This is a genomic window from Synechococcus sp. A15-24, assembly GCF_014280195.1.
GTDB lineage: Bacteria > Cyanobacteriota > Cyanobacteriia > PCC-6307 > Cyanobiaceae > Parasynechococcus.
Genome location: NZ_CP047960.1, coordinates 315,911 through 341,854 on the forward strand (window position 1 = coordinate 315,911; position 25,944 = coordinate 341,854).

General features: G+C 62.9%; 27 protein-coding genes. 12 read left to right on the forward strand and 15 right to left on the reverse strand.

Going from position 1 to position 25,944, the window contains the following annotated elements; genetic code table 11:
* Positions 1–5 precede the first annotated feature (5 nt).
* Complete coding sequence (locus tag SynA1524_RS01560; RefSeq protein WP_286188718.1) at positions 6–392, forward strand: pentapeptide repeat-containing protein; 387 nt, start codon at positions 6–8, stop codon at positions 390–392.
* A gap of 1 nt (position 393) precedes the next feature.
* Here the strand turns inward: SynA1524_RS01560 and SynA1524_RS01565 are convergent, their stop codons facing one another.
* Positions 394–3,204 (reverse strand): DUF3769 domain-containing protein, encoded by a 2,811-nt coding sequence (locus SynA1524_RS01565; protein WP_286188621.1) that lies wholly within the window; start codon positions 3,202–3,204, stop codon positions 394–396.
* A 142-nt stretch (positions 3,205–3,346) separates the two neighbouring features.
* A complete protein-coding gene (locus SynA1524_RS01570) occupies positions 3,347–3,466 on the reverse strand; it encodes a photosystem II reaction center protein I (protein ID WP_006172424.1) in 120 nt (39 codons plus the stop codon).
* 37 nt (positions 3,467–3,503) lie between these two features.
* On the opposite strand from SynA1524_RS01570, the gene SynA1524_RS01575 reads away from it, so the two are divergent.
* Positions 3,504–6,491, forward strand: coding sequence for an alpha-mannosidase (locus SynA1524_RS01575; protein WP_186499437.1), 2,988 nt, complete (start codon positions 3,504–3,506; stop codon positions 6,489–6,491).
* On the opposite strand, the gene psbN is transcribed toward SynA1524_RS01575, so the two are convergent.
* Positions 6,479–6,619 (reverse strand): photosystem II reaction center protein PsbN, encoded by a 141-nt coding sequence (gene psbN, locus SynA1524_RS01580; RefSeq protein ID WP_011127143.1) that lies wholly within the window; start codon positions 6,617–6,619, stop codon positions 6,479–6,481. The genes SynA1524_RS01575 and psbN overlap by 13 nt on opposite strands.
* Positions 6,620–6,705: 86 nt before the next feature.
* On the opposite strand from psbN, the gene psbH reads away from it, so the two are divergent.
* From psbH to SynA1524_RS01600, 4 genes are read left to right on the forward strand one after another with little or no spacing between them, the layout of a single operon-like run.
* A complete protein-coding gene (gene psbH, locus SynA1524_RS01585) occupies positions 6,706–6,906 on the forward strand; it encodes a photosystem II reaction center phosphoprotein PsbH (RefSeq protein WP_006849996.1) in 201 nt (66 codons plus the stop codon).
* 7 nt (positions 6,907–6,913) lie between these two features.
* Complete coding sequence (locus SynA1524_RS01590; RefSeq protein ID WP_186498673.1) at positions 6,914–7,147, forward strand: TatA/E family twin arginine-targeting protein translocase; 234 nt, start codon at positions 6,914–6,916, stop codon at positions 7,145–7,147.
* Between the two features lie 6 nt (positions 7,148–7,153).
* Positions 7,154–7,765: an aminoacyl-tRNA hydrolase gene (gene pth, locus SynA1524_RS01595; RefSeq protein ID WP_186498674.1), complete on the forward strand. Its 612-nt coding sequence runs from the start codon at positions 7,154–7,156 to the stop codon at positions 7,763–7,765.
* Positions 7,762–8,019 (forward strand): DUF3146 family protein, encoded by a 258-nt coding sequence (locus SynA1524_RS01600; protein WP_186498675.1) that lies wholly within the window; start codon positions 7,762–7,764, stop codon positions 8,017–8,019. The genes pth and SynA1524_RS01600 overlap by 4 nt, the downstream gene beginning before the upstream one ends.
* Here SynA1524_RS01600 and SynA1524_RS01605 read toward each other — a convergent pair.
* From SynA1524_RS01605 to rph, 4 genes are read right to left on the reverse strand one after another with little or no spacing between them, the layout of a single operon-like run.
* Positions 7,997–8,437, reverse strand: a complete 441-nt coding sequence (locus SynA1524_RS01605; protein ID WP_186498676.1) for a RuvC family protein — start codon at positions 8,435–8,437, stop codon at positions 7,997–7,999. The two genes, SynA1524_RS01600 and SynA1524_RS01605, sit on opposite strands and share 23 nt — an antisense overlap.
* Positions 8,434–9,588: a DUF3084 family protein gene (locus tag SynA1524_RS01610; protein ID WP_186498677.1), complete on the reverse strand. Its 1,155-nt coding sequence runs from the start codon at positions 9,586–9,588 to the stop codon at positions 8,434–8,436. The genes SynA1524_RS01605 and SynA1524_RS01610 overlap by 4 nt, the downstream gene beginning before the upstream one ends.
* A gap of 27 nt (positions 9,589–9,615) precedes the next feature.
* Positions 9,616–10,329, reverse strand: coding sequence for a global nitrogen regulator NtcA (ntcA, locus tag SynA1524_RS01615; protein WP_186498678.1), 714 nt, complete (start codon positions 10,327–10,329; stop codon positions 9,616–9,618).
* 59 nt (positions 10,330–10,388) lie between these two features.
* Entirely contained in the window at positions 10,389–11,138 is a 750-nt protein-coding gene (gene rph / locus SynA1524_RS01620) for a ribonuclease PH (RefSeq protein ID WP_186498679.1), read from the reverse strand.
* Between the two features lie 148 nt (positions 11,139–11,286).
* Here rph and SynA1524_RS01625 point away from each other — a divergent pair, with 148 nt between their 5' ends.
* Both SynA1524_RS01625 and dcd read left to right on the forward strand, forming a co-directional pair.
* Complete coding sequence (locus tag SynA1524_RS01625; RefSeq protein WP_186499438.1) at positions 11,287–11,880, forward strand: cob(I)yrinic acid a,c-diamide adenosyltransferase; 594 nt, start codon at positions 11,287–11,289, stop codon at positions 11,878–11,880.
* The gene (dcd, locus tag SynA1524_RS01630; protein WP_049691601.1) at positions 11,880–12,473 is read left to right on the forward strand and encodes a dCTP deaminase; all 594 of its coding nucleotides are present in this window, start codon (positions 11,880–11,882) and stop codon (positions 12,471–12,473) included. Before SynA1524_RS01625 ends, dcd begins: the two co-directional genes overlap by 1 nt.
* Here dcd and thyX read toward each other — a convergent pair.
* A complete protein-coding gene (gene thyX, locus SynA1524_RS01635) occupies positions 12,470–13,192 on the reverse strand; it encodes an FAD-dependent thymidylate synthase (protein ID WP_186498680.1) in 723 nt (240 codons plus the stop codon). The genes dcd and thyX overlap by 4 nt on opposite strands.
* Before the next feature lie 77 nt (positions 13,193–13,269).
* Positions 13,270–13,824 (reverse strand): thioredoxin family protein, encoded by a 555-nt coding sequence (locus tag SynA1524_RS01640; RefSeq protein ID WP_186498681.1) that lies wholly within the window; start codon positions 13,822–13,824, stop codon positions 13,270–13,272.
* A gap of 64 nt (positions 13,825–13,888) precedes the next feature.
* Between SynA1524_RS01640 and SynA1524_RS01645 the strand changes: the two genes are divergently transcribed.
* On the forward strand, positions 13,889–14,392 hold the full coding sequence (locus tag SynA1524_RS01645) for a hypothetical protein (protein WP_186498682.1): 504 nt from the start codon (positions 13,889–13,891) through the stop codon (positions 14,390–14,392).
* Here SynA1524_RS01645 and SynA1524_RS01650 read toward each other — a convergent pair.
* A complete protein-coding gene (locus SynA1524_RS01650; protein ID WP_286188622.1) occupies positions 14,342–16,327 on the reverse strand; it encodes a lytic transglycosylase domain-containing protein in 1,986 nt (661 codons plus the stop codon). The two genes, SynA1524_RS01645 and SynA1524_RS01650, sit on opposite strands and share 51 nt — an antisense overlap.
* 116 nt (positions 16,328–16,443) lie before the next feature.
* Here SynA1524_RS01650 and glmM point away from each other — a divergent pair, with 116 nt between their 5' ends.
* On the forward strand, positions 16,444–17,832 hold the full coding sequence (gene glmM, locus SynA1524_RS01655; RefSeq protein WP_186498683.1) for a phosphoglucosamine mutase: 1,389 nt from the start codon (positions 16,444–16,446) through the stop codon (positions 17,830–17,832).
* Here the strand turns inward: glmM and SynA1524_RS01660 are convergent.
* Genes SynA1524_RS01660 through SynA1524_RS01675 form a run of 4 tightly spaced genes read right to left on the reverse strand, consistent with a single transcriptional unit; the run spans position 17,819 to position 22,041 of the window.
* Complete coding sequence (locus SynA1524_RS01660; RefSeq protein ID WP_186498684.1) at positions 17,819–18,757, reverse strand: BadF/BadG/BcrA/BcrD ATPase family protein; 939 nt, start codon at positions 18,755–18,757, stop codon at positions 17,819–17,821. The genes glmM and SynA1524_RS01660 overlap by 14 nt on opposite strands.
* Positions 18,757–20,052 (reverse strand): IctB family putative bicarbonate transporter, encoded by a 1,296-nt coding sequence (locus SynA1524_RS01665; RefSeq protein WP_186498685.1) that lies wholly within the window; start codon positions 20,050–20,052, stop codon positions 18,757–18,759. Before SynA1524_RS01665 ends, SynA1524_RS01660 begins: the two co-directional genes overlap by 1 nt.
* Before the next feature lie 3 nt (positions 20,053–20,055).
* Positions 20,056–20,766: a tRNA (guanosine(46)-N7)-methyltransferase TrmB gene (gene trmB, locus SynA1524_RS01670; RefSeq protein ID WP_186498686.1), complete on the reverse strand. Its 711-nt coding sequence runs from the start codon at positions 20,764–20,766 to the stop codon at positions 20,056–20,058.
* A gap of 3 nt (positions 20,767–20,769) precedes the next feature.
* Complete coding sequence (locus SynA1524_RS01675; protein WP_186498687.1) at positions 20,770–22,041, reverse strand: FIST signal transduction protein; 1,272 nt, start codon at positions 22,039–22,041, stop codon at positions 20,770–20,772.
* Positions 22,042–22,112: 71 nt separating this feature from the next.
* On the opposite strand from SynA1524_RS01675, the gene SynA1524_RS01680 reads away from it, so the two are divergent.
* Together SynA1524_RS01680 and SynA1524_RS01685 are read left to right on the forward strand one after the other, a co-directional pair.
* Positions 22,113–22,724 (forward strand): DUF3177 family protein, encoded by a 612-nt coding sequence (locus tag SynA1524_RS01680; protein WP_186498688.1) that lies wholly within the window; start codon positions 22,113–22,115, stop codon positions 22,722–22,724.
* Positions 22,724–23,017, forward strand: a complete 294-nt coding sequence (locus SynA1524_RS01685; protein ID WP_186498689.1) for a DUF7734 family protein — start codon at positions 22,724–22,726, stop codon at positions 23,015–23,017. Before SynA1524_RS01680 ends, SynA1524_RS01685 begins: the two co-directional genes overlap by 1 nt.
* On the opposite strand, the gene ileS is transcribed toward SynA1524_RS01685, so the two are convergent.
* Positions 23,002–25,926, reverse strand: coding sequence for an isoleucine--tRNA ligase (ileS, locus tag SynA1524_RS01690; protein WP_186498690.1), 2,925 nt, complete (start codon positions 25,924–25,926; stop codon positions 23,002–23,004). The genes SynA1524_RS01685 and ileS overlap by 16 nt on opposite strands.
* Positions 25,927–25,944: the final 18 nt, after the last annotated feature.

Genomic DNA, 25,944 nt, shown 5'->3' on the forward strand with positions numbered 1-25,944 from the left:
TCGTTCTGCCGCTTCAGGCGGTGGAGCATCGGCCGAATCCACGGGAGCGGTTGCTGGATCAAAGATCATGCAGGGGCTGTGATCTGCGCCGCGTTGAGCTGCAGGAGGCCCACCTGATCGGCGCGGATCTTCGGGATGCTGATCTTGAGGGGGCGGATTTGCGTGGCGCCAACCTCGAGGGTGCCGATCTCAGTGGGGCCCGGCTGGTGATGGCTGATCTTCGCGGGGCCACGCTCACCAATGCCGATTTAACGGGCTCGGATCTGCGTGGTGCTGATCTCCGCTCTGCTGTTGTGATCAATGCCTTCGCGCCGGACGTGCGAACGGAGGGCATCCGTTTTGCTGGCGCCAAGCTCACCGGCAGCGATCTGATCATCGGCGGTGGGGACTGATTCAGAGCGGCAGTTCGCTGTCGTCCTCGAGGAACCAGTCCGCTGGGGTGTACGGAACGAAGGGCACTCCGCTGCCATCAAAGTTGAAGTCATTCAGCCGGAAACGGACTCCGCCAATGCCTTCATAGGGATTGAAGTAAACCCCCACGTCATAACTGCGGCGTTGCCAACGCAATTCGATGCTCGAATTGATCACATCGCCGTAGTACTCCGACGCTGAATCGACGTTGACATTGACGCCGGTGCTGAGCAGCAGAGGGCCGACGATCTGTTGGGTGAGACCGACGCCCAGCGTGCCGAAGTCGACAATTCGGTCGAACTCAAACGGACTGGCGCCATTGCGAAGGGTGCCGCCACCGATGACGGAAATCTGGGTGAAATCCAGGAATGGTTTGCTGAAGGTGCCGAGGGTCAGCGTTGGCCCTCCACTGAAGCTGATGCTCTCCTGATGGTCGCCGGCGCCGTAGAGCGCCACGGTGCTGTTCAGGTTGGTGGTGAGGCTGACGCCGGGCACCACAGCGACCGGGGAGTAGCGATAAGCGGCCAATGGGGTCAGCTCTGCGGTGGATCCGCGCCAGATCGGGATCGTGCTTGTAACAGAGGCAAACAGGCTGCCGCGACCGGAACGCAGCATGCGGTTGCTGTCGAAACGTTCGGCGTAGTAATCGCCCATGGCCCCACGCACGAGGTAGCGATGCCGCGAGTTGCCCAGCTCGAATTCCCCTTTCTTCTCGCCGTAGACGCCATAGGCCGCCTGGATATCGGTTTCACCGAGGGATCCATTCCAGGTGCGGTAGCGATAGGTGCCAAAGAGGTTGGCGGTCACCTCTCCCAGAGCTCCGAGATCGAAACTGCGCTCGATGCTTCCCCAGTAGCGGCTGTTGTCGAGGAAGTCGTCACCGCTGAAACTGCTGATGTCGGCGTCTGCTCTGACGTTGGTGCCGTCGTACCGACCGATCAGCTTCGCCTCAAGACCAAACAGGTCCCCTGGATCGATGTCGCTGCCGCCATCGACGGCGCGCTGCACCATCACCTGCGGTTGAAGGCTGAGCTCTGTGTCCGTGCCGAATGTGATCGGTTTGAGGTTGCGACCGACGAACAGGCCATCGCGGTCGTCGTTGTCAACACCGAACACCCAGCGATTTTCAACTTCCTCTTCCTTCTGAATCAGCTGCCGGCGGCTGACGGGCACGGGCAGACGCTCCTCAACGATCAGCCGGTTGCGCCGCGCTGAAATCAGCAGATCGCCATTTGGCTGTTCCCGAGCCACTACATCCTCAGCATCGATACGGGTCTGTGCCGGGGTGAACGGGTCATTGCTGAAACCCATCCGGTCAGCACGCCACCCGTTGGACGTGATCTGAATTCGCGCAGCCTGAACGCGCCAACGGCTGATCGTGCCATTGATCAACTGCGTCCTGCCCAGTCGCTTGAGCTGGGGCACTTTCACCACGCCGAAACGGTTTTCATCGCGGACACTGGAATTGAGGCGCCGCACAGGCACGCCACTGCGCCGTTCGATGGACAGGGTGCCTTGGAATTCGACGTCATCAATGCGTTGATCGATGCCGGCGATGGCCTGGCTGCGTCGCCTCTGTTGTTCAGCTGGAGACAGTGGCGATGGCGTTGGTGTTTGTGTTGGCGGGATGTATTCAGTGGCTTCGCCCCCATCTCCAAGCGCTGTCGATTCGAGCCGCTGACTCAGGGAGGTGGGGCGAACCCGTTGATGCCGTTCTGGATCCGGGCAGCCCAGGGGGGGCGCCATTGATGTGCCAACCGGTTCCGGCAGATCGCGGCCCCAGCGGTAGCGCAGGCCGAGCAGGTAGGCATTGCTGCCTTCCGTCACGCCGTTGTAGGTGCCAAAGGCTCCGGATCGGTGGTGGATGCGTCCCACGAGCGACACATCGGATGAAACCGCTGCTTCCACCTCGAAGCCGAGGTAGTTCAGCAACTTGGTGTAGTTCTCGCGGAAGGTCTTCTCATACAGGCTGTAATCCGTGTTGTAGCTGATGCCTTCGACGACGCTGAAGCTCAGCCAGGGCTGCACCCACAGCCGGGCACCGATCCCCAGGATCCCCTCGCCGAAACTCTGGGCTGGCAGGTCGGCATAGGGCTTGTCCTGATTGAACTCGCCGCCAGGCTGTTGTTTGGCGAGATGGCTGAACAGATCAGCCTCGAGCTCCAGGGCCAGAGGACCAGCGCGGAGAATCCGCTTCTGCAGGCCGATGCCCAAGACTGCTCCCGGACGCATGGTCCCGTTGAAGAGGAACGTGTCACCGAAGGCGGCATCGATCATCTGACCGCCCCAGGCTGTAACTGCCCATGGTCGCGGATGCCAGTCCGGAACCGGAGCGAGCAGTGGCGGACAGGCCATCGGCGCGGGTTCTGGACGGGCCTGCTGTTCGGTAGGTGTTGGGGTTGGATCTGCAACGTTGAAGACGCCCTTCATCGCGTCCAGGTCGATGACGCCGTAGACGTCATCCAGTTCCCCTTCGTTCTGGCTCAGGTTGTAGCGAAGAGCAGAGGCCTGAAAAACCTGGTTGTTGCGGGAGAGACGAACGGCTCCGCGGGCGAACATCGTCTGAAAGTTGGCATCAAACTCAACCCGATCGGCGATGAGCTGGCCTGTGCCGAGCTGCAGCCGCACATTGCCCTCTGCGATCATGACGTTTCGACGAACGTCGAAACGCTGACGGTCTGCCGTGAGTTGCAGGCGTTGACTAATCTGCGGGACAACAGCTTCAGCCGTTGGGTCGTCTAGCGCATCCTCGGCGGCGACGGCCCTGATCGAGACCAACGACTCGGATCCCATCAAAAGGATTCCGCAGATCACCAATGTCAGGCGTAATGCCGCCAAAGACTTTCAACAGAGGGCTGCGATCTTGACAGCTCGAGAGCCTCCACGCGCGCGCAGCGGTCCAGTGAGCAGCGCGGACCGAAATCCGTCCGTTAATTCAGTCTTCGAGGTCCTTTCGGCTGGGGGTTCGGCTTGGATCGCTCGCCAGGAAGCCGAACACGAAAATACCGATGAAGAAGAAGACGACCGAGTAAACGGAGATCTTGAGGGCGAGCATGGAGACCGACCGTCGTCTGTGTTTGCGTCAGCATCCTATGGGGCATGTCAGCGGTACCCGGGGTGACACCCCCCTCAAGGCAACACGAACGGAGTGGATTGAAACGTTTCGCAGCCGCTCCCGCCGTGATCTGCGCTCTGGTTGGAGGCGTTCCGACGCGCTGGAGCGCGAGCCGTTCATCTTTGAGTCCTGGGGGAAGAACAACCGCCCTGACTGGGCTGCCCGTGGATTGCTGATCTGGCCGAGGGGGCGTGCCTGGTTGCGGCTGGAGCAGACCGTGGTTCGGCCGGAGGCCTGGCCAGATGCAAGCCATCACCGGGCTCGGTTGTGTCTGAGCTGGTGGGCGGAATCGGCACGCCTCTGGGTTGATGGGGTGCTGGTGCATCAAGGCGATCTGTTCGACACCGCCTGTCGCTGGACGCTGCCGGAGGCTTTTCTTGCCGGACAGGTGCACAGGATCCAGCTGGAGCTCTGCAGTCCCCTCCATGACGACGGAGCGTTGATCAGCAGTTGGCTGGATCTCGAACCCAACCGTCCCGGCGAGGACCCAGCTGGGGCGTTGTTGCCAGAAGCTTTGCAATTGCACCTCGAGGCAGGAGGTGACTTGCCGTTCGGTTGGGAGCAGATGGATCCCAACTGTGAGGCGGCGCTCAAGGCGGTTGCGCAGCAGCTGAAAGCGCAGCCCACACCTCACGGCGCTGTGCATTGGTTCGGCCATGCCCATCTGGATCTGGCCTGGCTCTGGCCGGTGGCGGACACCTGGCAGGCGGCGGAGCGGACCTTTCGCTCCGCCCTCGCGCTGATGAAACGCTGGCCTGATCTTCGCTTCGCCCACTCCACGCCAGCGCTTTATGCCTGGATGGAGCACCACAGACCCGAGCTGTTTTCAGCGATCCGCAAGGCCAGTCGGGCCGGCCGCTGGGAACCCATCAACGGCCCCTGGGTGGAGACGGATTGTGTGCTGGTGAGCACAGCGTCGCTTTGGCAGCAGTTCGCCATCGGTCAGGCATACAGCCGCGAAACATTTCCAGAATGGCGTCATCACCTGGCCTGGCTGCCGGACAGCTTCGGGTTTGCAGCTGGTCTCCCTGCCGTCGCGCATGCCACAGGTGTTCGCTGGTTCTGCACCCACAAGTTGGCTTGGAATGCCAGTAATCCATTCCCCCATCGTTTGTTCCGGTGGCGCAGCCGCGGTGGGGGGGATGTGATGAGCCTGATGCTCCCCCCGATCGGACGGCGTGGGGATCCACTGGACATCCTCAAGGAGCAGCGCCAATGGCAGCAATGCAGCGGTGTTTCGGAGTTGTTGTGGATCCCTGGGGTCGGCGACCACGGTGGCGGACCCACCGAGGAGATGCTGGAGCAGATGCAGCTCTGGGATCCGGAACCCTTGGCGCTGCCCAGGCAGGCGGGGTCACTGCGTCAGTACCTCGACAGGCTTGAGCCCATGGCAGGGCAGTTGCCGGTCTGGCGGGATGAGCTGTACCTCGAGCTGCATCGCGGCTGTGCCACCAGCCGTCCGGATCAGAAACGTCACAACCGCAGCCTGGAGCGCCTGCTGCGGGAGAGCGACACTGTGGCAGCGCTTCTTGCTTTCGCAGGCCGCCCGTCCGTTGGTCGCGATTGGCGTCCCCTGCTGTTTCAGCAATTCCACGACATCCTTCCCGGTACCTCCATCCCAGAGGTGTTTGACCAGGCGGAGCCGATCTGGCGCCGGGCCCGCCGTCAGGCCCGAAATGAGCGTGATCAGGGCCTGCGTCAGTTGCTGGATGTTGGCTCTGGATCTGGTGCCAGCACCACTTGGCTGTGGATGGGCTGGCAGCCACTGGCCCGCTGGTCTCCACTTCTGAAATTGCCGCATGGGGCCTGGCATGCCGATGGTGCGGCGCTGCCACAGCAGCCCAGCGTGCAGGGCGGCACGTGGGTGCAGCTGCCCGAGCAGCGCGGGATCTGTTCTGTGGCGCTGAGCGATGGTCCTGCGGGCAGCGGGGAGATCGCGCCCAGGCATCCGGTCAGCGTGGTGCGGGTGTCGCCAGAGATCTGGCGTGTCAGCAATGGCTTAGTGGAGTTTGAGTGCTCCCCTGTAGGGCTGTTGCAGCTTCGGGATGCTCAGGGGGTTGATCAGCTTTCGGCACCTTTGCGCCCCTGCCGTTACCGGGACAGGGGTGAGTTCTGGGATGCCTGGGACATCACTGCGGAATACCGGAGGCATCCGCTGGAGCTGGTGCCCGTCGGGTCGGTTCAGCTGCGCGAGTCCGGTCCACTGGTGGCCCAGCTCGTAGTGACCTATCGGGTGGGTGCCAGCCGGATGCGCCTGGATCTGCGCCTCAAAGCGGATTGCCCCTGGTTGGAGCTGATCGTGTCTGTGGACTGGTGTCAGCGCCATGAGCTGCTGCGGTTGGACATCCCCCTCGCATCAACGGCGGTGCGTCTTGCGGCAGATACCAGTGGCGGGGTGATCGAACGTCCAGCGCATCCCCAGACCCCCCGTGAACAAGAGCGATGGGAAGTGCCGGCGATCTCCTGGCTGGCCTGTCAGGCCAAGGCTCCCGGCGGCGGCATCGCTGTTCTCTTGGATGGTCCGCAGGGGGTGGATGGGGCCACGGATCGATTGGGTGTTTCGCTGCTGCGTGGTGCCACCTGGCCGGATCCATCGGCGGATCAGGGCCAGCAGCGGATGCGATTGGCGCTGATGCCGTTTCAAGGCAGCTGGGCCCACGCAGCGGTACCGCAGGCAGCCATCGGCTTTCGCGAACCTGGCTGGCACGGACCGATCGCGGCAAGACAGCACCAGGCATCGATGGGGACACACCGCTGGTTGCCAGCGATTCCACGCCGGCTATGTCCGATCGCTCTGCGCCCAGACGCCAACGGCGTGGTGCTGCAACTGCTCAATCCAGGAGCTTCACGGTGCCGCTGGCAGCCTGGAGAAGGCTGGAAGGTGGGTCGAGCGGTCGCCGCTGACGACTGGATCGAACTGGCACCAGGGGAACTGGTTGAGCTGCGGTTGGCTCAGTCCTCGTGATCGTCGAAGGGATCATCCAGCGCCTTGGACGGCGGACCGAAGGCCTGGTACACACCGAAACCGGTCATGCCGAGCAGAACGGCGAGCACTCCGATAGCAACGGAGAGGGCAGGGGACGACGTTTCCATCACATCTCTCGACAGGACCGACCCCGAAACGGAATCGGCCCCTACAGTATCCAGACTTCAATTCACCCGAGACCCAAAGCGTCGCCATGGCTCAACGCACCCGTCTGGGAGACCTTCTCCGCCCTCTGAACTCCGAGTACGGCAAGGTCGTCCCCGGCTGGGGAACAACGCCCGTGATGGGCATCTTCATGGTCTTGTTCCTGGTGTTCCTGTTGGTGATTCTTCAGCTGTACAACAAGTCGCTGATCCTGGAAGGTATCAACGTCAACTGGAACGGTCTGGGTTGATCGATCGATGAATGTTTTCGGAGTCGGCCTACCCGAAATGGCGGTGATCGGCGCCGTTGCATTGCTTGTTTTCGGCCCCAAGCGTTTGCCTGAGCTTGGCCGAACACTTGGAAAAACATTGAAGGGCTTTCAATCGGCCTCGAAGGAATTCGAGCGGGAAATCAACAAAGCCATGGCAGATCCGGAACAGCAGCCCTCTTCCGACATTGAAGAACCCACCGCGAAACCCTCCAACGACTGACTCCTGATGGCCGATGTGCTCCGGCTGGTGGTCGGCCTGGGCAATCCAGGCACGAAGTACGAGGGAACCCGTCACAACATCGGCTTCATGGCATTGGAGCGGATGGCATCACGCGAGGGCTTCAGTTTTCGTCAGCAGAGCAAGTTGCATGGCCTGGCTTCGGAGTGCGGCATCGGTGAAAGCCGACTGAGGCTGCTCATGCCTCAGACCTACATGAACGACAGCGGTCGGTCCATCCGCGCAGCGCTCGACTGGTTTGGCTTCACGCCGGAACAACTGCTGGTTCTGGTGGATGACATGGACATCCCCCTGGGACGTCTGCGGTTGCGGGCCCAGGGCAGTGCTGGAGGTCACAACGGTTTGCGGAGCACAATCCAGCACCTGGGTACTCAGGCCTTTCCGCGCCTGCGCATCGGCATTGGTGCTCCTGCTGACAATCCCGCGGAACGGCGGGCGCGCACCGTGTCCCACGTGCTCGGTCCCTTCAGTCGTGCTGAGCAGCCTGAGGTGGATGCCGTGCTGGACGGTGTGTTAAAGGCCATCCAGCGCATTCAGCGCCAGGGTCTGGACCGCGCCGGCAATTGGATCAACGGCTTCCGTCCGGCCTTAGTGGAATGACAGCGCTTCCCGCCACGACAGCCCACCTCAGGGTTTTGCGGCAGTGCTTCAGTGATCAATGTGTTGAGGGTGAAGTCTCGGCAGGCGGTTTCGAGTGGACCTTTCAATGGGCCTTCGATCGCGGTGAGCTCACTGTTGAGCCGTCCCTGGGGCGAGCCCTTATTCAGGACGCGTTGCTGCGCTTTCTGGTGCGCGCCGACTATCGATTGGAGCCCGGCGGGGATTACACCTTCACGGTACGGGCACGCTTTTGAAGGCCGGTCGCGGCTGAGGCCACTGGCACCGATAGCCGAGGTGATCTTCGACCATCACCAGAGCTGCCACCGCATCCAACTCACCAGGGGGAAGCCGCAGGCCCCGCGGCAGCAGTTGCCTCCATCCCCAGGCGGGCCAGAGCTGCCAGTAGCGCTCCCGGGCGCGCAGGGTTGTTCCCCTTTCATCAACGATTTCAATGGAGGCCAGTCGTTGCAACGCTGAATTCCATTGATCTGAGCTGGTGCCGTTCCCCAACAGGATCAACCGCAGCTCCCCCTGGTTGGACCAGGTCTTCAGCTGACTGATGACGCGCGATGGGGGCAGCACGACACCATCGATGACCAGGCGCTGATCAGGATCCACCAACACCAGGCCGCACTTGGCACGACCGGGGTCAAGTCCCACCAGATGGCTCATGGCTCCATGATCACCCTGACGGCGACAGGATCCGCCGTGTCGCTGCTGCGGACAGCGATCACCTGCAGCTCGAGCGGTTCGTTGTCGGTTCGATCCACCAGCGCGAGACCCAGCTCGTTCAGTGCGCTGCCATCGAACTGCAGTCCTTCACTGAGCGAACCACGGCGTTGAACTTCTGCAAAGGCTGAAGCCAGCAGCAGGTTGAGCCGTGTTCTGACCGCCTCTGATCCGCGTTCGTCCTGCTCGAGGGTGGTGGTGGCCAGCACCTCGTCGACGCGGGTGATGGTTCTGTTCGGCTTCACATCCGGGTAGGCATACACCACGGACTCACCCCGCAGCACATTGCCAGCCGAACGCATCGACACGACCCAGGTGCCGGATTGACGCAGGGTTTGTTGCAGCCGTTCCACATCTCCTCGGGGAACCAGCAGGATCTGACGATCCGGGGTTTCCCCTGGTCTGACCCTTACGTAGGCGGTTTGGTTGGCTTCCTGCAGCAACCGATCCACCACCTGCTTGGCCTGACCTGGTTTCTCCAGCCTCACCGTGGCAGTCGCCAGGGCCTGGCCACTGCGCAGTACAACGGATCCACGGCGCAAGGCCAGCAGGTCCTGCTCTAAAGACTTGAGCTCCTTTTCCCCAGCCTTGATCCGATCGCGCACACCGCGCAATTCGGCTTCCGTCCGCTGAATATCGACGTCCCTGGCCTGGATGTCGGCGTTCAGTCGGTTCCGTTCCTGCTCCAGTTGACGCTTTTGCTGTTGCAGTGGTTCCAGCTCTCGGCGAAGGGTTGCGGACCGTTGCCGGGTGGAAATTAATTCCGCCTCGATCCGCTCCGTCGCTGACCGAGCCTCGCGCCGCTCCGTTTCGGCCGCATCAAGGGCCGCACGGCTGTCCCTGAGTCTGGCCTGGAGGGCATCGAGCTCGAACAGTCCAACCCGAAGCTGGCGGCTCACCAGGAGCAGAAGACCCAGGGACAGAGCACTGATCAGGCTGCCGGTGAGCACTGTGATCAAGACAGCTGTGCGACGCGGCCTCAGATTGAACAGGCTGAGCCGAGCCTTTCCCACGCGACTGCCCAGCCGATCCCCCAGGGTCGACAGCACGCCTCCGAGGATCAGCAAAGCCAGGATCAGCAGCCAGCCGCTCATCAGACCCCCATCGCACGGGGGGTGGACTCAGCTGAACCGCTTGGCCAGGGCGATGGGATCCAACACCGTGATCTTCTTGCGGTCAATCTGCACGAGTCCGGATTGGCGCAAGTCTCCCAGCAGACGGGTGATGGTGACGCGTGTGGAGCCGATCGCTTCGGCAATGGCTTGATGAGACAGGCGCAGATCAATCGTGATGCCAAGTTCATCGGGCACGCCGAAATCCCTGCACAGCACGAGCAGAAAACTCACCAATCGGGATGACATATCGCGATGGGTGAGGGTTTCGATCATCGTTTCCGTCTGCAGGATCCGACTGGAGAGACCCTGCAGAAGACGCAGGCCGACACCGGTGTCCGCCTCGATGGCAGCACGCACAGAGGCGGCCGGTGCGGTCACCATTTCCACCCGCGTGAAGGCAACAGCGTGATAAAAGCGGTCGGATCGGTGTCCGGTGAGCAGTGACAGCACTCCGAACAGGCTGTTTTCCCGCAGAAGCGCCACGGTGATCTCTTCGCCTGATTCGTACACCCTGGACAGGCGCACGGCTCCGCGACGGATCAGGTACACCCTTTCGGCCGGATCCCCCGGGAAGAAAATCGTCTTGTTGCGTTCCACCAACTCGGTGCTGGCTCCATCCAGATCACGGATGACATCCAGAAGGGTGCGGTTTCGTTCGGCTGCACCCGCAACCTGCGGTTGCTGGGGGGAATAGCGACTGAAACCACTGTTAGCCACCATGGTTTCCTCGCAACTGCTGGGAAGTTACGAATGTGCCCTGACGAGCCATGTAGTCGTTATTACGAAATCGCTGAACCGGCGGCTGTGGCCAGGGCGAAACGCTGACCTTGCATCAGCTCCTGAAGTCCTGATTCAGCCAGGTTGAGCATGGCATCGAGTTCGGAGCGGCTGAAGGGTGCCTGCTCTGCCGTCCCTTGCAGTTCCAGCAGGCGGCCATCACCGGCGGTGACCACATTGAGATCCACGTCGGCACGGCTGTCTTCGCTGTAGTCGAGATCCAGCAGCGGGATCCCGTCGATCAACCCTACCGAAACCGCCGCCAGCTGCTGGCGAATCGGATCCTGCGTCAACACACCCTGGGAGCGGAGTTGATCACAGGCTCGGCGCAAGGCGATCCAGGCCCCGGTGATCGAGGCGGTGCGGGTGCCGGCGTCGGCCTGGATCACATCGCAGTCGATCAGCAGCGTGCGCTCGCCGAGGGCGTCCATGTTGAGAACAGCCCGGAGACTGCGACCGATCAGGCGTTGGATCTCCTGCGTTCTGCCCGAGAGTTTCATCAACTCTCGCGACTGCCGTTGCGGTGTCGAACCGGGAAGCAGTCGATATTCAGCGCTGAGCCAGCCGCAACCGTTCCCCCGGCGCCAGCGGGGGACGTCCTCCTCCAAGGAAACGCTGCAGAGCACTGCGGTACGGCCCGTACGCACGATGAGGGAGCTGAGGGCGAAGGACATCGGATCCCAGTCCACGGAGAAGGGGCGCAACTCACTAGCTCCCCGGCCATCGGCCCGCGGGGGCGTGGGTGCAGGCATCGGCGCATCACAGCTGTCATCAAGCCTGACAGGCGATGCCCCGGCTTGATGGAACGTCACACCATGGATGGTGTCTTGACCCTTGTGGGGTGGCTTTGCACCGCTACATTCAAGGTCTGCCGGGATCTCCCGGATGCCTGCAGCCGAGATGACCGCCAGCCTCACCTCAAGCCATCGTTCCTCGGACTCCGTGGCTCAGGACCACAGGTCTCTGGAGCAGGCTGGTCTCCTTCCGTTGGTGCCGGTTCGCCCACCCCTGCAGCTGGTGGAGCCGGAGGGGCAGCTTCAGGTTCACACCGCGACCTATCGCGGCAGCTTCTCCAGTGTTCTCAGCCAGGCGATGCGCACCGCTGGGCTGGGCAGTCGAGTGCTGATTGCTCAATTCCTCAAAGGTGGGGTGCATCAGGGACCGCAAGGTTGCGTACGTCTTTGCGGCGGACTCACCTGGCTCCGCCCCGATGTACCGGCTTGTCTTTCTCAAGCTGATCACCCTGGTGGTGCGGCGGCTGTTGATGCGGTTTGGCAGTCCTGCCGTCGCCATCTGCGTGATGGCGACATCGATCAGCTGGTTCTGGATGAAGTCGGCCTCGCCGTTGGGTTGGGCTACGTCGAGGAGGGCGCGCTGCTGGATGCCCTCGACCAGCGGCCGCCCGCCATGGATGTGGTGATCACAGGGCCCGCCATTCCCCCCAGCATCGTGGCCATGGCTGATCAGGTCACCCAATTGCGTCGAGGTTTCTGATGCTCAAGAACGATCGCTGGATCGCCGAACAGGCCGCGCAGGGCATGCTCGAACCCTTCCAGAAGGGCTTGGTCCGCCATCTGGATCCCGAGCAGCAGGCCAGGCCTGTGCTGAGTTTCGGTTGTTCCTCCTATGGCTATGACCTGCGCCTTTCAGCGCAGGAATTCATGATTTTTCGCCATGTGCCGGGCACGGTGATGAATCCCAAGCGCTTCAACCCCGCCAACCTCGAGCCGACGCCGTTGCATGAGGACGAGGACGGTCGTTATTTCATCCTGCCGGCCCATTCCTATGGCCTTGGCGTTGCGCTGGAGAAGATGCGCGTCCCGCCCAACATCACGGTGATCTGCCTTGGCAAGAGCACCTATGCCCGTCTGGGCATCATCGTGAACACCACGCCTGCAGAAGCGAGCTGGGAAGGACACCTCACCCTTGAGTTCAGCAACAGCTCCGGTGCCGACTGCCGCATTTACGCCGAAGAAGGGATCTGTCAGCTGTTGTTCTTCGAGGGAGATCCCTGCGACACCACCTACAGCGATCGCCAGGGCAAATATCAACATCAACCGGAGCGGGTCACCCTGGCTCGGATCTAAGGGGCCAGCCTGGCGCGGTGAAGCCTGCTTTTCTTATACCAGCCCGCAAATTCAGGGGCCCAGGCCACCATGTGCGGCCACATCAGATCGCAGAGCTGGCGGATTTCCAGCTGCGCGTCGAGCTTGGCCCGTAGATCCATGAAGTGCAGAAAGGCCCGCAGACTGAAGCTCACCACGAAGTGCTGGCGATAGTCGAAGGGAAGGATGCCCCGGGCATGCTCTTCAGCGAAGCCTGCTGTTAGCAGGTCGCGATAACGCTCAGCTGAGGCTCGGCAATGGTCGAGGTCCAGGGCCCGCTGGCTTTCGGTATAGGCGTATTTCTTGCCCTGGCGATCGCTGTAGTCACCGACCGGTCGCAGGTAGAACACCTCCTCAAGATCCAGATCGCCGTTGGCAGCGCGGCAGATGCGCTCACCGGTGTATCGCATCGACTGCACATCAAAGCTGACGCCCACCCGGTGGGTGCGTGCCTGCTGCATGACAGAATGGGGGAACCAACCCACATTCAGCACGATCTGGGCGTGCTCCATCGGGCCGTAATGACCGCGTTCCCCAGCCAGCAGGCGTTTGACGCAGATCTCCCCCGCCCGTTGTTCATCGGGCCAGTTCTCACGATCAGCCGCGACGAAGCCCTCGCTGTAGTCCTGATGCATGGCCGCATACACACAGAGCTGAGGGTTGGGTGTGGCAGCGATCAGATCAACCCGGAAGCGATCCATGGTGATGACGACGGGTCAGTGTGGTGATCATGCCGCTGATGACGGCAAGCTGCCCGCATGAATCCACTGCACGGTGATCAACCGTGGCTGCGGGGACCAGACGTTGAGGATGCCTGTTGTGGTGCGTCGTCCGTGCGTTCACTGACACGACCCAGCCCCTGCAAGGACGGCAGTGGGGAGTCCTGAATCAACGCATCGGCGAGAAGGGAGAGTTCCTCGCCCCGTCGCAGGCCAATGGAGCGGCCGACGGCATCACCCTCGGCATTGAACAGATTGAGCTGGGGGATTCCGTTGACGTCGTAGCGATCAACCAGGTCCTGCCAGCGCGGGTTGTCAACGTTCACCATCACCACGTCCAGCTGTTGTTGCGTGCTCTGCTCAAGCTTCAGCATCGCCGGAGCCATCTCGCGGCAGACCTGGCACCAGTCGGCATAGAACTCAATCATCGTCGGACGCCCGTTGCTGAGGGCGACGTCAGGAGTTAGGGAACGCCGGGCCAGCTGTTCCAGAGGGGATCCGCTCTGCAATCCACCCCGCATCATGGTGAGACCAACAGCCAGGACGATGGCGGCCACCACAAGCACGATCCGTTGAACAGGACCCAGCAGTGGTTGTGGAGAACTGCCTGTCATGGCCTTGTCTGGGGGTGAATCCACTTTGGCAGTCACCTCTGATCCCCGTGATTAGCGTGAGGCCATGGGTTGTTTTGGTCTCCTGAACCTGCCGCTGCGGGCGCCGATGCTCAACGTGCTCTTCGTAGTCGCTGTGGTGATGGGCCACCAGTGGTCAATGGCCCAGATCCAGTTCATGCACTCCCGCAGCATCTCTCTGGAACTGCTGTTCGTTGTTGAAGGGGTACAGCTGCTGGCGGTGTTGGTGATCTGCACCATGCCGGACTTGCTGATGCGGAGACTCTCGTTGGTGATGGCGTCCAGTCGGGTCATGACCCTGCTCGTCACGCTTTTGATGGTGATCGTCCTTGGGATTTACCTGCTGAGGCTGAACTTGCTGTCTGATCTGCTGATCCTGGCTTCAGCGCTGTTGTTGGCGCGGCTTGATCTAGTCCGTCTTGGGGTGATGACTGCCCCCCGGCGCTCGCTGTTGCTGTTGGGAATCGTTCTCGTTGCCGGAATTGGACTTGGCCACTGTTTACCCCATCCCCTCGGCGCGGTCGTCGCACCCGGGCCACGCGTGGTCTGAGTAACCCAAAAGATTGTCGAGAACTTTTTTGGTGTAGTAGCGGGTTTCGGCGTAAGGAATCCGCTCCACCCAGAGTTCGATGTCCTCGTCGTTGCGGGGCTGAGGCCAGGAACGCACCGTGCCAGGGCCGGCGTTGTAGCTGGCAATGCTGAGGAAAGCATCCTCTTCCCAGAGCTGCAGCAGTGATCTCAGGTACGCAGCCCCGAGGGAGATGTTTGTCGAAGGCTCCATCAGCTCATGCTCCGAAAGCGGTTTCCCGGCGACGGAGGCGGCCGTTTCGGGCATGAGTTGCATCACACCAACGGCTCCAGCAATTGAACGCACGCCTGGAGAAAAGCGCGACTCCTGTTTTGCGATGGCCAACAACAACGTTGGATCCACCCCGTGCTGCGTCGATGCGGACTGGATGGCTTGTTGGAAGACGACAGGGTTCTGGCTCCGTTGCAGCAGCAGTCGCTGCCGACAGCTCGTGGGCACCCATCGCACACTCAGTCGCCAGAGCTGATCGAGGCCGCGCCAGGGGTCATTCACGCTGAGCCGCAGTCGTCCCTCCACCAACTGTTCCTCTGCTGCCAGGGGGTCTCGGGGATCACGCAGCGATAGCCAGGCGTCCCATGCCTGTTCGGTGAGCCCCAGCCTCCAGAGGGTGTCCACCTCTGGATAGCGACTGTTGAGAGGAGCCCACACCGGGACGGGCAGGGTTGTTGATGGTTTATTCAGATGCAGGGTCTTGGCTTCACCCAGACGCACTTCTGCCCGCCAGCGGTAATACCCTGGGCGGTGGGTGCCGATCAATCGCCGCCAATGGCGTTTGGCGGCGGTGCTGTTGCCTGTCCGTTCTTCAGTGAGCCCCAGCCAGAACAGTTGCCGTGCTTCCAGAGGGGGCGGCAAGGTGCCTGCAGGCAGGGCCATCAACAGGTCCCGGGCCCGTTCCCACTGCTCATCGAGCAGGGCAAACCGAGCTTCATCCCACTGCAGCTGCCAGCTATCGCGGTCGTCAGGCCACCGTTTGAGCACGTTGATGGCGCCATTGCCAGCATTGAGCCGAACCTGTGCCGCGGCCATAGCAGCGGAGCGCTCCGCCAGGGCTGGCGGAATGGCTTCTACGAGTGCCGGGTCCGGCAGCAGAGGCTCCATCAGCAGACGAACAGCTTCATCACTGGCCAATGATTTCGGCTGCCGCTGGGTGAGCTCCAACAGCATTAGTTTCCCTTGGATGCGCTGCTCCTCACCACCCCGCAACAGGGCACGCCCCACGGCGAGCGCTGTCTCCGCTCCAGCTGCTTTCCCTTGCAGACAGTCCAAGGCGGGGGATCCGGCTCCGAGCATGGCCAGGGCCCAGGCAAGGCTCTGGCGCTGTGCCTGGGTCGGCTCCCTGGCGCTGCAGGCTGCTTTCAGTCGGTCCATCGCGCCCGGCCAGCGCCAACCCCAACGCGCCAGATGGTGTGCTCCCTGATGCCCCCGTTCCGGGGTTGGCTCCAGGGCCACGGCGGTGGCCAGGGCTGCGGGGTGAGACGGATGCAGCTTTAGCAGCTCCTGACGCAGGCCAGGGACGTGCTGCCGGGCTCTCGCGCTCACGGTTGTCTCCGGAAAGCGGATCAGCAGTTGTTGCCAGAGGACGTCTGCCGCTGTGTGATTCCCCCGGCGCTTCTCTCTCTCGGCGGCAAGGGCCAGAGCAACGGCGGCCAGGGGATCGTCTCCCCAACCTTGCCCAGCCAGGGTCGGACCGCTTTTGGCCATCAACAAGGCCGCTTCACGCCGGCGCAGAGGATCCACCGACCATCGATAGGTCTGCCACAACTGGATCGGTGTCGTCTTGGGGGTCAGCGCTGGCTGTCGTTCCCGCAACAGGCGCTGGCCCATGACGGTGATCGTCAGGCTCAGTCCGGCCGTTGTGAGCAGAAGTGCGAAGAAGTTCCGGGGTCCTGCGGGCACGCTGTCGCCGGAACTCACCACATTCTGCGTCCCCCCAAGGGCGGCAGGTCACCTGTCACCTGGGATGCGGAGCGCTCGGCCCATGGTTTGTAGTCTTCGATCCACGATTGAGACCCATGGTTCAAAGCGCCGTCCCGTCGATCGGGCCCTCGCTCGGGTCTTCAGCGCCAGGTTTCGGCACGGACGGCATCCGGGGACGTGCCGGCACCGAGCTCTCACCGGCCCTCTGTCTGCAGGTGGGTTACTGGATCGGTCGCGTGCTCAAGGCCGATGGTCCGGTGTTGATCGGGATGGATTCCCGCAGCAGCGGCAGCATGCTGGTGGCGGCTTTGACCGCAGGACTGACGGCGGCGGGTCGAGATGTCTGGGAGCTTGGTCTCTGTGCCACGCCGGCGGTTCCCCTGCTGATCCGTGAAGTGGGTGCCGCCGGTGGACTGATGGTCTCGGCCAGTCACAACCCCCCCGCCGACAACGGCATCAAGGTGTTTGGTGCCGATGGCACAAAGCTGAGCGCCGAGCGTCAGGCCCGGGTGGAGGACGGCCTGCGGGGTGAGGTCGAGGACGATGGCCACAGACGCTGTGGTCGCTCGGTTCAGCGGCAGGACCTGCTCAGGTCGTATCAGGACAAGTTACTGAGTTCGGTGGGGGATCGGCGGCTCAATGGTGTCCCGATCGTTCTTGATCTCTGCTGGGGTTCAGCGACGGCCTGTGCCGCTGAGGTGTTTCAAACCCTCGGCGCAGACCTGACGGTGCTGCATGGCCAGCCGGATGGGGAACGGATCAATGTGGCTTGTGGTTCAACCCAGCTGGATCCCCTGCGCCAGGCCGTGGTGGCCCAAGGGGCGGTGATGGGCTTCGCCTTTGATGGTGACGCCGATCGGATGCTGGCGGTCGATGCCCGCGGTCGGGTGGTTGATGGAGATCATGTGTTGTACCTCTGGGGATCGGTGCTCCAGGACCAGAAGGCGCTTCCCGGCGATCGACTGGTTGCCACGGTGATGTCCAACCTGGGATTTGAGCGGGCCTGGGAGCGTCGCGGCGGTGTGCTTAAGCGCACGCCCGTCGGCGACCAGCATGTTCATGCCGCGATGGTGGCCAACGGTGCAGCCCTTGGGGGTGAGCAGTCGGGCCACATCCTGGCGGCATCCCATGGGCTCTGCGGTGATGGGGTGCTGACGGCGCTGCAGCTGGCGACGCTGTGCCATGCCCAGGACATCGCCTTGAGCGAATGGTTGGATCGCAGTTTCAAGGCTTATCCCCAGACGCTGGTGAATGTGACGGTTCCGGACCGAGCCCGCCGCAAGGGATGGTCCAGTTGCATGCCGCTTCAGGAGGCGGTGCTTCAGGCGGAGGCGAGCATGGGTGCAGCTGGGCGGGTGCTGGTGCGGGCTAGCGGCACCGAACCGGTGCTGCGGGTGATGGTGGAAGCGGAAGACCAGTCGCTGGTGGACCGCTGGACCCAGCATCTGGCTGCCATGGCCGACGAGCACCTCAACGCGGCCTGAGCACCAGCTCGCGGGCCATGGTGAGTGCGCCCCAGCAGGCATCGGAGGCAGCTGGGGCCCAGCGTGCACCGGGGATCTCAGCGATAATCCCCACCTCAACCGCCCGTTGGACGCTGCCGGGGTGTTGCAGTACGCCGCCGAGCCCCGCCACCGCTGGCTGCGGTAGCGCGAGTTCCCGGGCCACGGTGGCGGCACAGCTCACCAGAGCCGCAGCTGATCGTTGAAGGATGTCCTGAGCGGCCGGAAGGCCTGCATCAGCCGCTGCGACCAGCAGTGGTGCCAGGGCGGCCAGGTCCGCGGCAGTTCGTGACGGTTGAACCACCCAGGCTTTGACATCGGCATGTCCGCGGCAGCCCAGCTGCTCCCACATCCGCTGGCGCAGGGGGTGGTCCGGCCGTCGCCCATCGGCCATCTGCAGGGTGAGTTGCAACCCCTGATGGCCCAAATCAAAGGCGGAACCGGCGCCATCGAGCATCCAGCCCCAACCCCCGCAGCGGTGTTCTTTCCCCTGGTGGTCTCTGCCGAGGCAGATCATGCCAGTGCCGCTGATCAGGATGATCCCACCCCCTTCAGGGAAGGCTCCCCGCAGCGCGGTGCGCTCGTCGCCCGTGGCCAGGACTTTTTCCTCGGGGAGAGACAAGGCATCTGCCAGCAGGGCAGTGGCTTTCGGTTGCAGGGCTGAGCCCTGCTCGATTCCGCTGGCACCGATCACGGCGGCATCCAGCTTGCGTTCTCCTTCACCCTCAGAGGCGGATTTCAGGCTGGTGAGCACAGCCTGACGGAACCGCTCGGCTCCTCCCGCGGCCTCGAGGTGGGATACCCCAGGACCTGAACCCTCACCGATGATCTGCCAGCCGTCATCTTGCCAGCGGCAGACCCGGCAGCGGGTGCTGGTCTGGCCGGCATCGAATCCTGCGAGAAGCATCAATCCCGCAGCCAGCTGGCGCCGAGGCTGGCGAGAGCGAACCAGCCGATCAGTTGCACCTCCGGCCGGAAAAAGATCGTGTCTGTGATGCCCTGGGTAAGCAGCCCGGCAACGGCGGCGAGGCTGCCGATGGCGATCAACCCCTGCTGCCCATGAATGCGGAGGCCACGCTGGATGCTGCTCAACAGCAGTCCCAGGCAGGCCAGCAGGCCAGGGATACCGGTCTCCACCAGGATCTCCAACGGCACGGAGTATGCGCTGAGGGCATCGAACTTCGGCTGCTGATACAGCGGATAGATGCTGTTGAAGGCGGCATTGCCGGGTCCGATGCCGAGCCAGGGGCGGTCCTGAACCATCTCGATGGCCGCCAGCCACACGTTGATGCGGAAGTTGTTGGAGCTGTCACCGCGACCAGCCACCAGGCTGAGCACCCGGGTGCGGATCGGTTCCAGTTGGGTAACCACAAGGGCCAGCGTGATGCCGGCGATCAGCAGGGTGGCCAGTGGCAGCAGACGTCGCCACAGGGGCGGCAAGTGGGCTGTGCTTCTGAGCAGGATCAGCATGCCCGCCAGGGCCAGGGCCGCCAGCAGGCCCAGCCAGCCACCACGGCTGTAGGTGAAAACGGTGGCGCTGCCCGCCAGCAGTGCTGTCACCGCAGCGAGGAGGCGATAACTCAGCCGCTTCCAGCGCAGTACTGCAATGCACGCCAGGGGCACCAGCGGCAGGAGATAGCCCGCCAGAAGGTTGGGGTTACCCAGGGGCCCATAGATGCGAATGGTGCCGGCACTGACGGAGTTGGGATCGGCCCAGCCGGCGAGTTCGTCGATGGAGGCATACAACTGCCGCAGTGCCAGAACACTGCTGAACAGCCCTCCCCCCAGCAGCGCTGCCAACAGTCGGTCCCACCAGACGATCTGCCGTTCCAGCAGGGTGCGCATCAGGGCGTACACGCCCAGGTAGCTGGTCAGCTTCAGCAGGCCTTTGGCGGCAGCGATCGGAACGGGGGAGAAGCCTGTGCAGACCACGGCGATGGCGAGGTACAGCAGCACCCAGCGGCTGATGGCACTGAGGCGTTCGGTGGGGGTGATCAATGACCACAACAGCCAAAGCACGCCAGCCGCTGCAAGTTCCAGCCCCAGGCCACTGCGGCTGACGAACGGCAGGCTGCTCATCAGCAGCATCAGCACCACGCCCGACAGCAGCTCCAGCCGTTGTTGCACTGACGCTGCTGGTGTCAGGCATCCCCGCCAACGCAGCAGCAAAGGGATGGATCCCTGATCTGTAGCATCGGCCATCGCTCAGACGTCGGTAAAGACCGTTTCAGCGGGATTATCGAGCTCCTGCCAACGGCTTTCCAGTGCCTCTGGATCAGGGAGTGGAGATGCGTTGCGTCGGTACAGCACGCGGTACACCGGGAGGCTCTTCTCGAGAACGTATTGCTCCCGTTCCGTGGGAACGGCGAGTGGGTTGTCTGCTCGCCAGGGTCTGGCATCCGATTCCGGCCGAGTGAAACAACCGCTCAGTTCGGTGAGGGCGACCATCGGTTCGATGACTGCCAGCACGTCGCTCTGCAGAAACAGCTCCCGCCCGGGCTGAAGGGCGGCTGCGATGGCCAGCAGCAGGGCCGGCTGCAGCACCCGCCGCTTGCGATGCCTCCGCTTGAACCACGGGTCCGGAAATTGCACTGAGACCCGCTGCAATCGGTCGTCCGGCAGCGCTGCAAGCCAGGTTTCCAAGCTGATGTTGGCGTTGCAGAACAGCACCCGCACATTGCCGCTGGCGGTGTTTAAGGCATCACGGTCGGCGGCGGTCACCAGGGGGCGTCTGATTTCCACGCCGAGGTGGTTCCAGCCCGGGTTCAGTTCAGCCAGCCCCAGAATGCAGCGTCCACGGGCACAGCCGATGTCGAGGTGAATCGGTTGCTCGGGATGGTCGAATAGCTCACCAGGAGATGGCAGCTGCAGCGGCAGCTGGAAGAAGCGGCTGAGGGGATTGACGTGCTGGCGCAACGCTCAATCAGCATTGGAGGGTGGATCCTGCCTCAGCAACCCCCAACAGGCGGTGTAGCCATGAAGATGCGTCGATCCCGCCACTGGACCGATTTCCCCGTTGCAGAAGGCACCGGCCATCGGCAGGTCCGGCATCACCGTTCGGCCCAGGTTCACATCCCCATCCGGTTGACCGAACAATCCCTGGCCACGCCCCAGGCAGGCCATCAGCAGGCCGAACACCGGCGCTGAGCCAGCGTTTTCGGTGGAGGCGCGCAGCAGGTTGAGCGCTTCGTTGCGGGAGGCATCGGCTTCCCGTAGCTGGAACTGCACATTCATGCCGGGACGGACTCGATCAGCGACGGCAACGGCGCCGTTGTTGGGGTCCACCCCGATCAGATTGCGGACCAGAAAGGCTCCACCGGAAGCATCCAGACGGTTGGGCGTGAGCTGCAGGTTGCGGCGTTCGATCCCGAGGAAGAGGGAGTGACGCACCTGATCCCGTTCCTCCTCGCTCAGGTCCGCAAGGATTCGCTGCAGGCAGGCCACCGGAGTGTCACGACGCTCCCCATCACTGAGTTCCAACACCACGTTGCGTTGAACCTGCTCGATCGCAAAAACCGGACCGATCGGTCTGCATCCCTGAGCCACCACGCTGTCCAGTCGCCAATCGCCGCCGATGGAGCAGATCACCGCACCGGTCACCACCCGGTCATCGAACAGCAATGAGCCGTGGGGCGCGTTCTGCGGGCAGGCGATCCCGCCAATTTTCTCGGCGCCTGGAAAGGCATAGTCCATGCCGCTGATCAGATCGTTGATGTTGCTGCTGGTGGGATCGATCAGCAGGATCTGGCTGCGGCAGTGCTGGGGGTTGAGGCCACTCCACTCCTGCCATGTCTGTGCTGAACCGTCGAGATCCGGCAGTGAGGTCGTGGAAAGAGCCACGCTGTCGATCGCGGCCCCAGGAAGATTCAGCAGAGTCACGCTGAGGGATGGTGCCTGCTCGATTTCGGCGGCAGTGCCGTCAGCGCGGGTACCAACAACCCCCCCGCCAGCTGCTCCGAGCCAGTGTCGGGAGCTCAACTCCCGTCGTAAGAGGGGTAATAACCGTGGCAGATCGCTGGCGTAAGCGGTCGACGCGAATACCAGAGCAAGATCGGCTTCCCCGCGCCGTCCCAACTGGCTGACCACCTCGCGAACGGCTTCCTCCATGGAAGGGCGAGTGGAGAGGGCCGACCGACAACTGGGTGTTGAGGTTGCTGCTCGGATCCAGTCGAGAAGAGAGAACGTACCCATGAAATGGACCCTATCAATCCCCGGCAGCACGGTGCGGGAGATCGATAATGGATCGACTCATCGATGCCGTTTTGAACGAGCTTTCCTACAGGGCCCTGGTGTGGCTCACCTACAGGCTTGCGGCGACGGTAGCCCTGGGATTACCTCTGGTGCTGCTGATCTGGTCAGCCTGGCGGCGTGAACCTGTGGTGCAGCGACTGCTGGGTTTGTATTGGAAAGTGGCCAGCTTGATGGGGATTAGCCTGCTGTTGCTCACCGATGAGCGCCCGTTGGGTTACGTGACCGCTGTGGTCGCCCCCGTGCTGATGGTGGTGAGTGTCTGGTTCTGGGTGGACCTCAACGAGGAACTGGCGGACCAGCCCCCCTGGCGCCCCTTGCCGCTGACGGTGCGTCTCTGGCGGTGGGCACTCAGCGGCTTCGGTGTGATCAGCCTGGTGATGACTGCCACGGGGCTGCGATGCATGGAGTCCCAATCCAGCCCTGACTGCTCCGCCTGGCTAGAAGCACCGCAGGGCATTCATCGTGGGGTCGAAACACTGTTTGATTTCGTTTTTGGAGGTCAGTGGACTGAGGCCGTCGCGGCGTTCGTTGGTTATGCAGCGCTGGTGGCTTATCTCGCTGGACTGCTCCAGTGGCTGCTGGTGCGTTTGCCCCGCTACGGCCGAGTCGCCGGTGAGTTCTGATGACCGCTATCGAGCTTGTTCAGCAGCTGGAGGAGCGCAGCCGACTGCATGCAGAACGAGTTGTTCGATTGACGGGGAACGTGGATGGAGAGCCGTTCGAACTGTTGATTTTTCGAGGCTTCAGCAGCAGCACGACCCATCCCACCGCCTTTGATCCCGATGCCTCAGTGTTGCCTCCTGAAACTCGGCTGGAGCAGGCGGAACTGCTCCAAGGACCGCTGAATCCAAGCGACGCAGTTTTGTTGGCAGGGCCAATGGCCCCGGCTGATCTGCTGGTTCAGGCCAACTGGTGAGTCCGGCGCTCCAGAACGCCGACGCAGCGACCGCAGATGTGGGGATGGTCTGGATGCTGGCCCACGTCTCCCTCGTAGTGCCAGCAGCGCTCGCATTTGGTTCCCCGCGCTCGGCTCACTTCGATCAACGCGAGGTCGTCCTCGTTGCTGGCGAGCACTTCAGCCCAGGGCTCTCCACCCAGCTGTAACTGGGACACCAGCAGCCAATCCCGCAGACCATCCACGTCAGGATCACCGTTGTCGTTGAGCCAGGACAGGGCCGATTGCAGCTCGGGACTGCGAGCGTCGATGCGTACAGCTGCCTCCAGGGAGGCACCAAGCTCCTGCCGACCGCGGCAGTCCTCGAGCACTTTGTTGACTGCGGCCCGTAGATCGCGGAGTTGCTGCACGGGTGCAGAGAGCGTGTCGTTCCGCCAGTCGCTCGGAATGGTGGGCCAACCGCGCTGAAACACGGAGGTTTCCTGGACCGGGTAGGGGAGGTTCTGCCAGATGTCCTCGGCCATGTGGCACAGCACCGGAGCAATGAAACCCGCCAGCCGCTCGATGATCAAAGCCATCACGGTCTGGCAGCTGCGTCGGCGCTGGTCAGATGGGGCACTCACATACAAGCGGTCTTTGGCGATGTCGAGGTAGAAGTTGGAGAGGTCAGTGACGCAGAAGTTCTGCAGCAGCTGGAAGAAACGGAAAAACTCGAAGCTCTCGAAGGCTTCTGTGATCTCATCCATCACCTCGGCGGTGCGCTGCAGCATCCAGCGGTCCAGCAGCGGCAGGTCCGCCACCGCAATGGCATCGGATGTGGGGTTGAAGTCGTGCAGATTGCCGAGGAGGTATCGGCTGGTGTTGCGCACTTTCCGGTAAACGTCCGCGAGCTGACGAAGGATTCCAGCGCCGATGGGCACATCGGCGGAGTAGTCCACCGAGCTCACCCAGAGCCTTAGCACATCAGCGCCATAGGGAGGCTCCAGCTTCTGGTTCTTGCCCCCCTCGATGATCACCATCGGATCAACGACATTGCCGAGGGATTTGCTCATCTTTCGCCCTTTCTCGTCGAGGGCGAAGCCATGGGTGAGCACGCGTTTGTAGGGGGCATGGCCGTTGACGGCCACGGAGGTGAGCAGGGAACTCTGGAACCAGCCGCGGTGTTGATCGGATCCTTCGAGATAGAGGTCAGCGGGGTAGCTGAGCGACTCTCGCTGGCTTGATACGGCAGCCCAGCTGGATCCGGAGTCGAACCACACGTCCATGGTGTCGGTGCCTTTGCGCCATTGATCGGCCTGGTCGGCGTAGGCGGGTGGCAGCAGATCGGTTTCGTCTTTCTCCCACCACACGTCGCCGCCGTGAGCAGCGATCAGCGTTTCGATATGGCTCAGGGTGTCGGCATTGAGCAGCACCTCGCCGTTGCTGCGGTGATAAAAAACCGGGATCGGCACTCCCCAGGTGCGTTGGCGGGAGATGCACCAGTCCCCCCGCTCCTTCACCATTGCTTCGATCCGGTTGCGGCCTGATGCAGGGGTCCACTGCACCTGGTCGATGGCGTCGAGGGCGTCCTGGCGGAAGCCCTCCACCGACGCGAACCACTGCTCAGTGGCGCGGAAGATCGTGGGCTTCTTGGTGCGCCAGTCGTAGGGGTAGCGGTGGCTGTAGGCCTCCTGCTTGAGCAGTGCTCCGGCTTGCTCGAGGGCCTCGATGATCCCTGGATTGGCGTCTTTGAGCACGTTCAGGCCTGCGAAAGGACCTGCCTCTGCTGTGAGGGTGCCGGCTTCATCCACGGGGCACAGCACGGGCAGGCCGTGCTTCTGGCCTGTATGAAAGTCGTCGACGCCGTGCCCCGGGGCGGTGTGCACAAGGCCCGTGCCGGATTCGGTGGTGATGTACTCGCCGCCGATCACCACGGGGCTGGTGCGATCCAGCAGAGGGTGCTGATAAACGAGTCCAGCAAGCAGGGCACCTTTCACCGTGGCGCGGTGCTTGAGGGGACGCTCCAGGGTCGTGGAAAGCGACTCGATCAGATCGGCAGCCACCACCAGCATCCGGCCGTTGCCATCGTCGACCAGGGCGTAGTCGAGCCGTTCGTGGACGGAGACCGCCAGGTTGGCCGGCAAGGTCCAGGGGGTGGTGGTCCAGATCGCCACCTGAAGGGCCTGCCCAAGGGCGTCCGTCTCGGTGGGCAGTTCCAGTCCCTCCGCCTTGAGTGCATCCCGCAAGGGGGTTGGGACTTCAACCGCCGGAAACGCCACATAAACGCTGGGGCTGGTGTGGCCGTCGGGGTATTCCAGCTCCGCTTCGGCCAGGGCGGTGCGGGAGCTGGGGCTCCAGTGCACGGGTTTCAGTCCCCTGTAAATGTGGCCCTTGAGCACCATCTCGCCGAACACCTTGATCTGGGCGGCTTCGTACTCCCTCTGGAGAGTGAGATAGGGCTGTTCCCAGTCCGCCCAGATGCCCCAGCGCTGGAAGCCCTTCATCTGGCCGTCCACCTGCTTGCGGGCGTAGGCGGCGGCTTTCTTGCGCAGCTTGATCGGTGTCAGCGCCTGGCGCTGCTCCGGGTCTATCGACTGCAGCACCTTGAGTTCGATCGGCAGGCCGTGGCAGTCCCAGCCGGGCACGTAGCGCACCCTGCGGCCCTTGAGCACCTGATACTTATTGATCACATCCTTGAGCACCTTGTTGAGGGCATGCCCCATGTGCAGGGCCCCGTTGGCATAAGGCGGCCCGTCGTGAAGGGTGAACGTGGGCCCGTCGTTCTGGAGCCCCAGCTGTCCGTCGATGCCGTTGTCGCTCCAGAAGGCCTGCAGCTCCGGCTCGCGCTTCACCGCATTGGCGCGCATGCCGAAACCGGTCTGCAGCAGGTTGAGCGTGTCCTTGTAGGAGGGACGTCCCTCAGCGGCGGCGTCGCGCGTCTCCTTGGTCACTGGGTCCCTGCTCTGGCC

Excerpts from the sequence above, each read along its gene's own strand:
- SynA1524_RS01605 (WP_186498676.1), bottom strand. The coding sequence starts at position 8,437 with ATGAGCCATCTGGTGGGACTTGACCCCGGTCGTGCCAAGTGCGGCCTG.
- SynA1524_RS01565 (WP_286188621.1), bottom strand. The coding sequence starts at position 3,204 with ATGGGATCCGAGTCGTTGGTCTCGATCAGGGCCGTCGCCGCCGAGGAT.
- psbN (WP_011127143.1), bottom strand. The coding sequence starts at position 6,619 with ATGGAAACGTCGTCCCCTGCCCTCTCCGTTGCTATCGGAGTGCTCGCC.
- SynA1524_RS01575 (WP_186499437.1), top strand. The coding sequence starts at position 3,504 with ATGGGGCATGTCAGCGGTACCCGGGGTGACACCCCCCTCAAGGCAACA.
- SynA1524_RS01570 (WP_006172424.1), bottom strand. The coding sequence starts at position 3,466 with ATGCTCGCCCTCAAGATCTCCGTTTACTCGGTCGTCTTCTTCTTCATC.
- SynA1524_RS01600 (WP_186498675.1), top strand. The coding sequence starts at position 7,762 with ATGACAGCGCTTCCCGCCACGACAGCCCACCTCAGGGTTTTGCGGCAG.
- SynA1524_RS01640 (WP_186498681.1), bottom strand. The coding sequence starts at position 13,824 with ATGACAGGCAGTTCTCCACAACCACTGCTGGGTCCTGTTCAACGGATC.
- pth (WP_186498674.1), top strand. The coding sequence starts at position 7,154 with ATGGCCGATGTGCTCCGGCTGGTGGTCGGCCTGGGCAATCCAGGCACG.
- rph (WP_186498679.1), bottom strand. The coding sequence starts at position 11,138 with ATGCCTGCACCCACGCCCCCGCGGGCCGATGGCCGGGGAGCTAGTGAG.
- glmM (WP_186498683.1), top strand. The coding sequence starts at position 16,444 with ATGGTTCAAAGCGCCGTCCCGTCGATCGGGCCCTCGCTCGGGTCTTCA.
- SynA1524_RS01660 (WP_186498684.1), bottom strand. The coding sequence starts at position 18,757 with ATGCTTCTCGCAGGATTCGATGCCGGCCAGACCAGCACCCGCTGCCGG.
- SynA1524_RS01625 (WP_186499438.1), top strand. The coding sequence starts at position 11,287 with ATGACCGCCAGCCTCACCTCAAGCCATCGTTCCTCGGACTCCGTGGCT.
- SynA1524_RS01685 (WP_186498689.1), top strand. The coding sequence starts at position 22,724 with ATGACCGCTATCGAGCTTGTTCAGCAGCTGGAGGAGCGCAGCCGACTG.
- SynA1524_RS01645 (WP_186498682.1), top strand. The coding sequence starts at position 13,889 with ATGGGTTGTTTTGGTCTCCTGAACCTGCCGCTGCGGGCGCCGATGCTC.
- thyX (WP_186498680.1), bottom strand. The coding sequence starts at position 13,192 with ATGGATCGCTTCCGGGTTGATCTGATCGCTGCCACACCCAACCCTCAG.
- SynA1524_RS01590 (WP_186498673.1), top strand. The coding sequence starts at position 6,914 with ATGAATGTTTTCGGAGTCGGCCTACCCGAAATGGCGGTGATCGGCGCC.
- SynA1524_RS01675 (WP_186498687.1), bottom strand. The coding sequence starts at position 22,041 with ATGGGTACGTTCTCTCTTCTCGACTGGATCCGAGCAGCAACCTCAACA.
- SynA1524_RS01610 (WP_186498677.1), bottom strand. The coding sequence starts at position 9,588 with ATGAGCGGCTGGCTGCTGATCCTGGCTTTGCTGATCCTCGGAGGCGTG.
- dcd (WP_049691601.1), top strand. The coding sequence starts at position 11,880 with ATGCTCAAGAACGATCGCTGGATCGCCGAACAGGCCGCGCAGGGCATG.
- ntcA (WP_186498678.1), bottom strand. The coding sequence starts at position 10,329 with ATGGTGGCTAACAGTGGTTTCAGTCGCTATTCCCCCCAGCAACCGCAG.
- psbH (WP_006849996.1), top strand. The coding sequence starts at position 6,706 with ATGGCTCAACGCACCCGTCTGGGAGACCTTCTCCGCCCTCTGAACTCC.
- SynA1524_RS01665 (WP_186498685.1), bottom strand. The coding sequence starts at position 20,052 with ATGGCCGATGCTACAGATCAGGGATCCATCCCTTTGCTGCTGCGTTGG.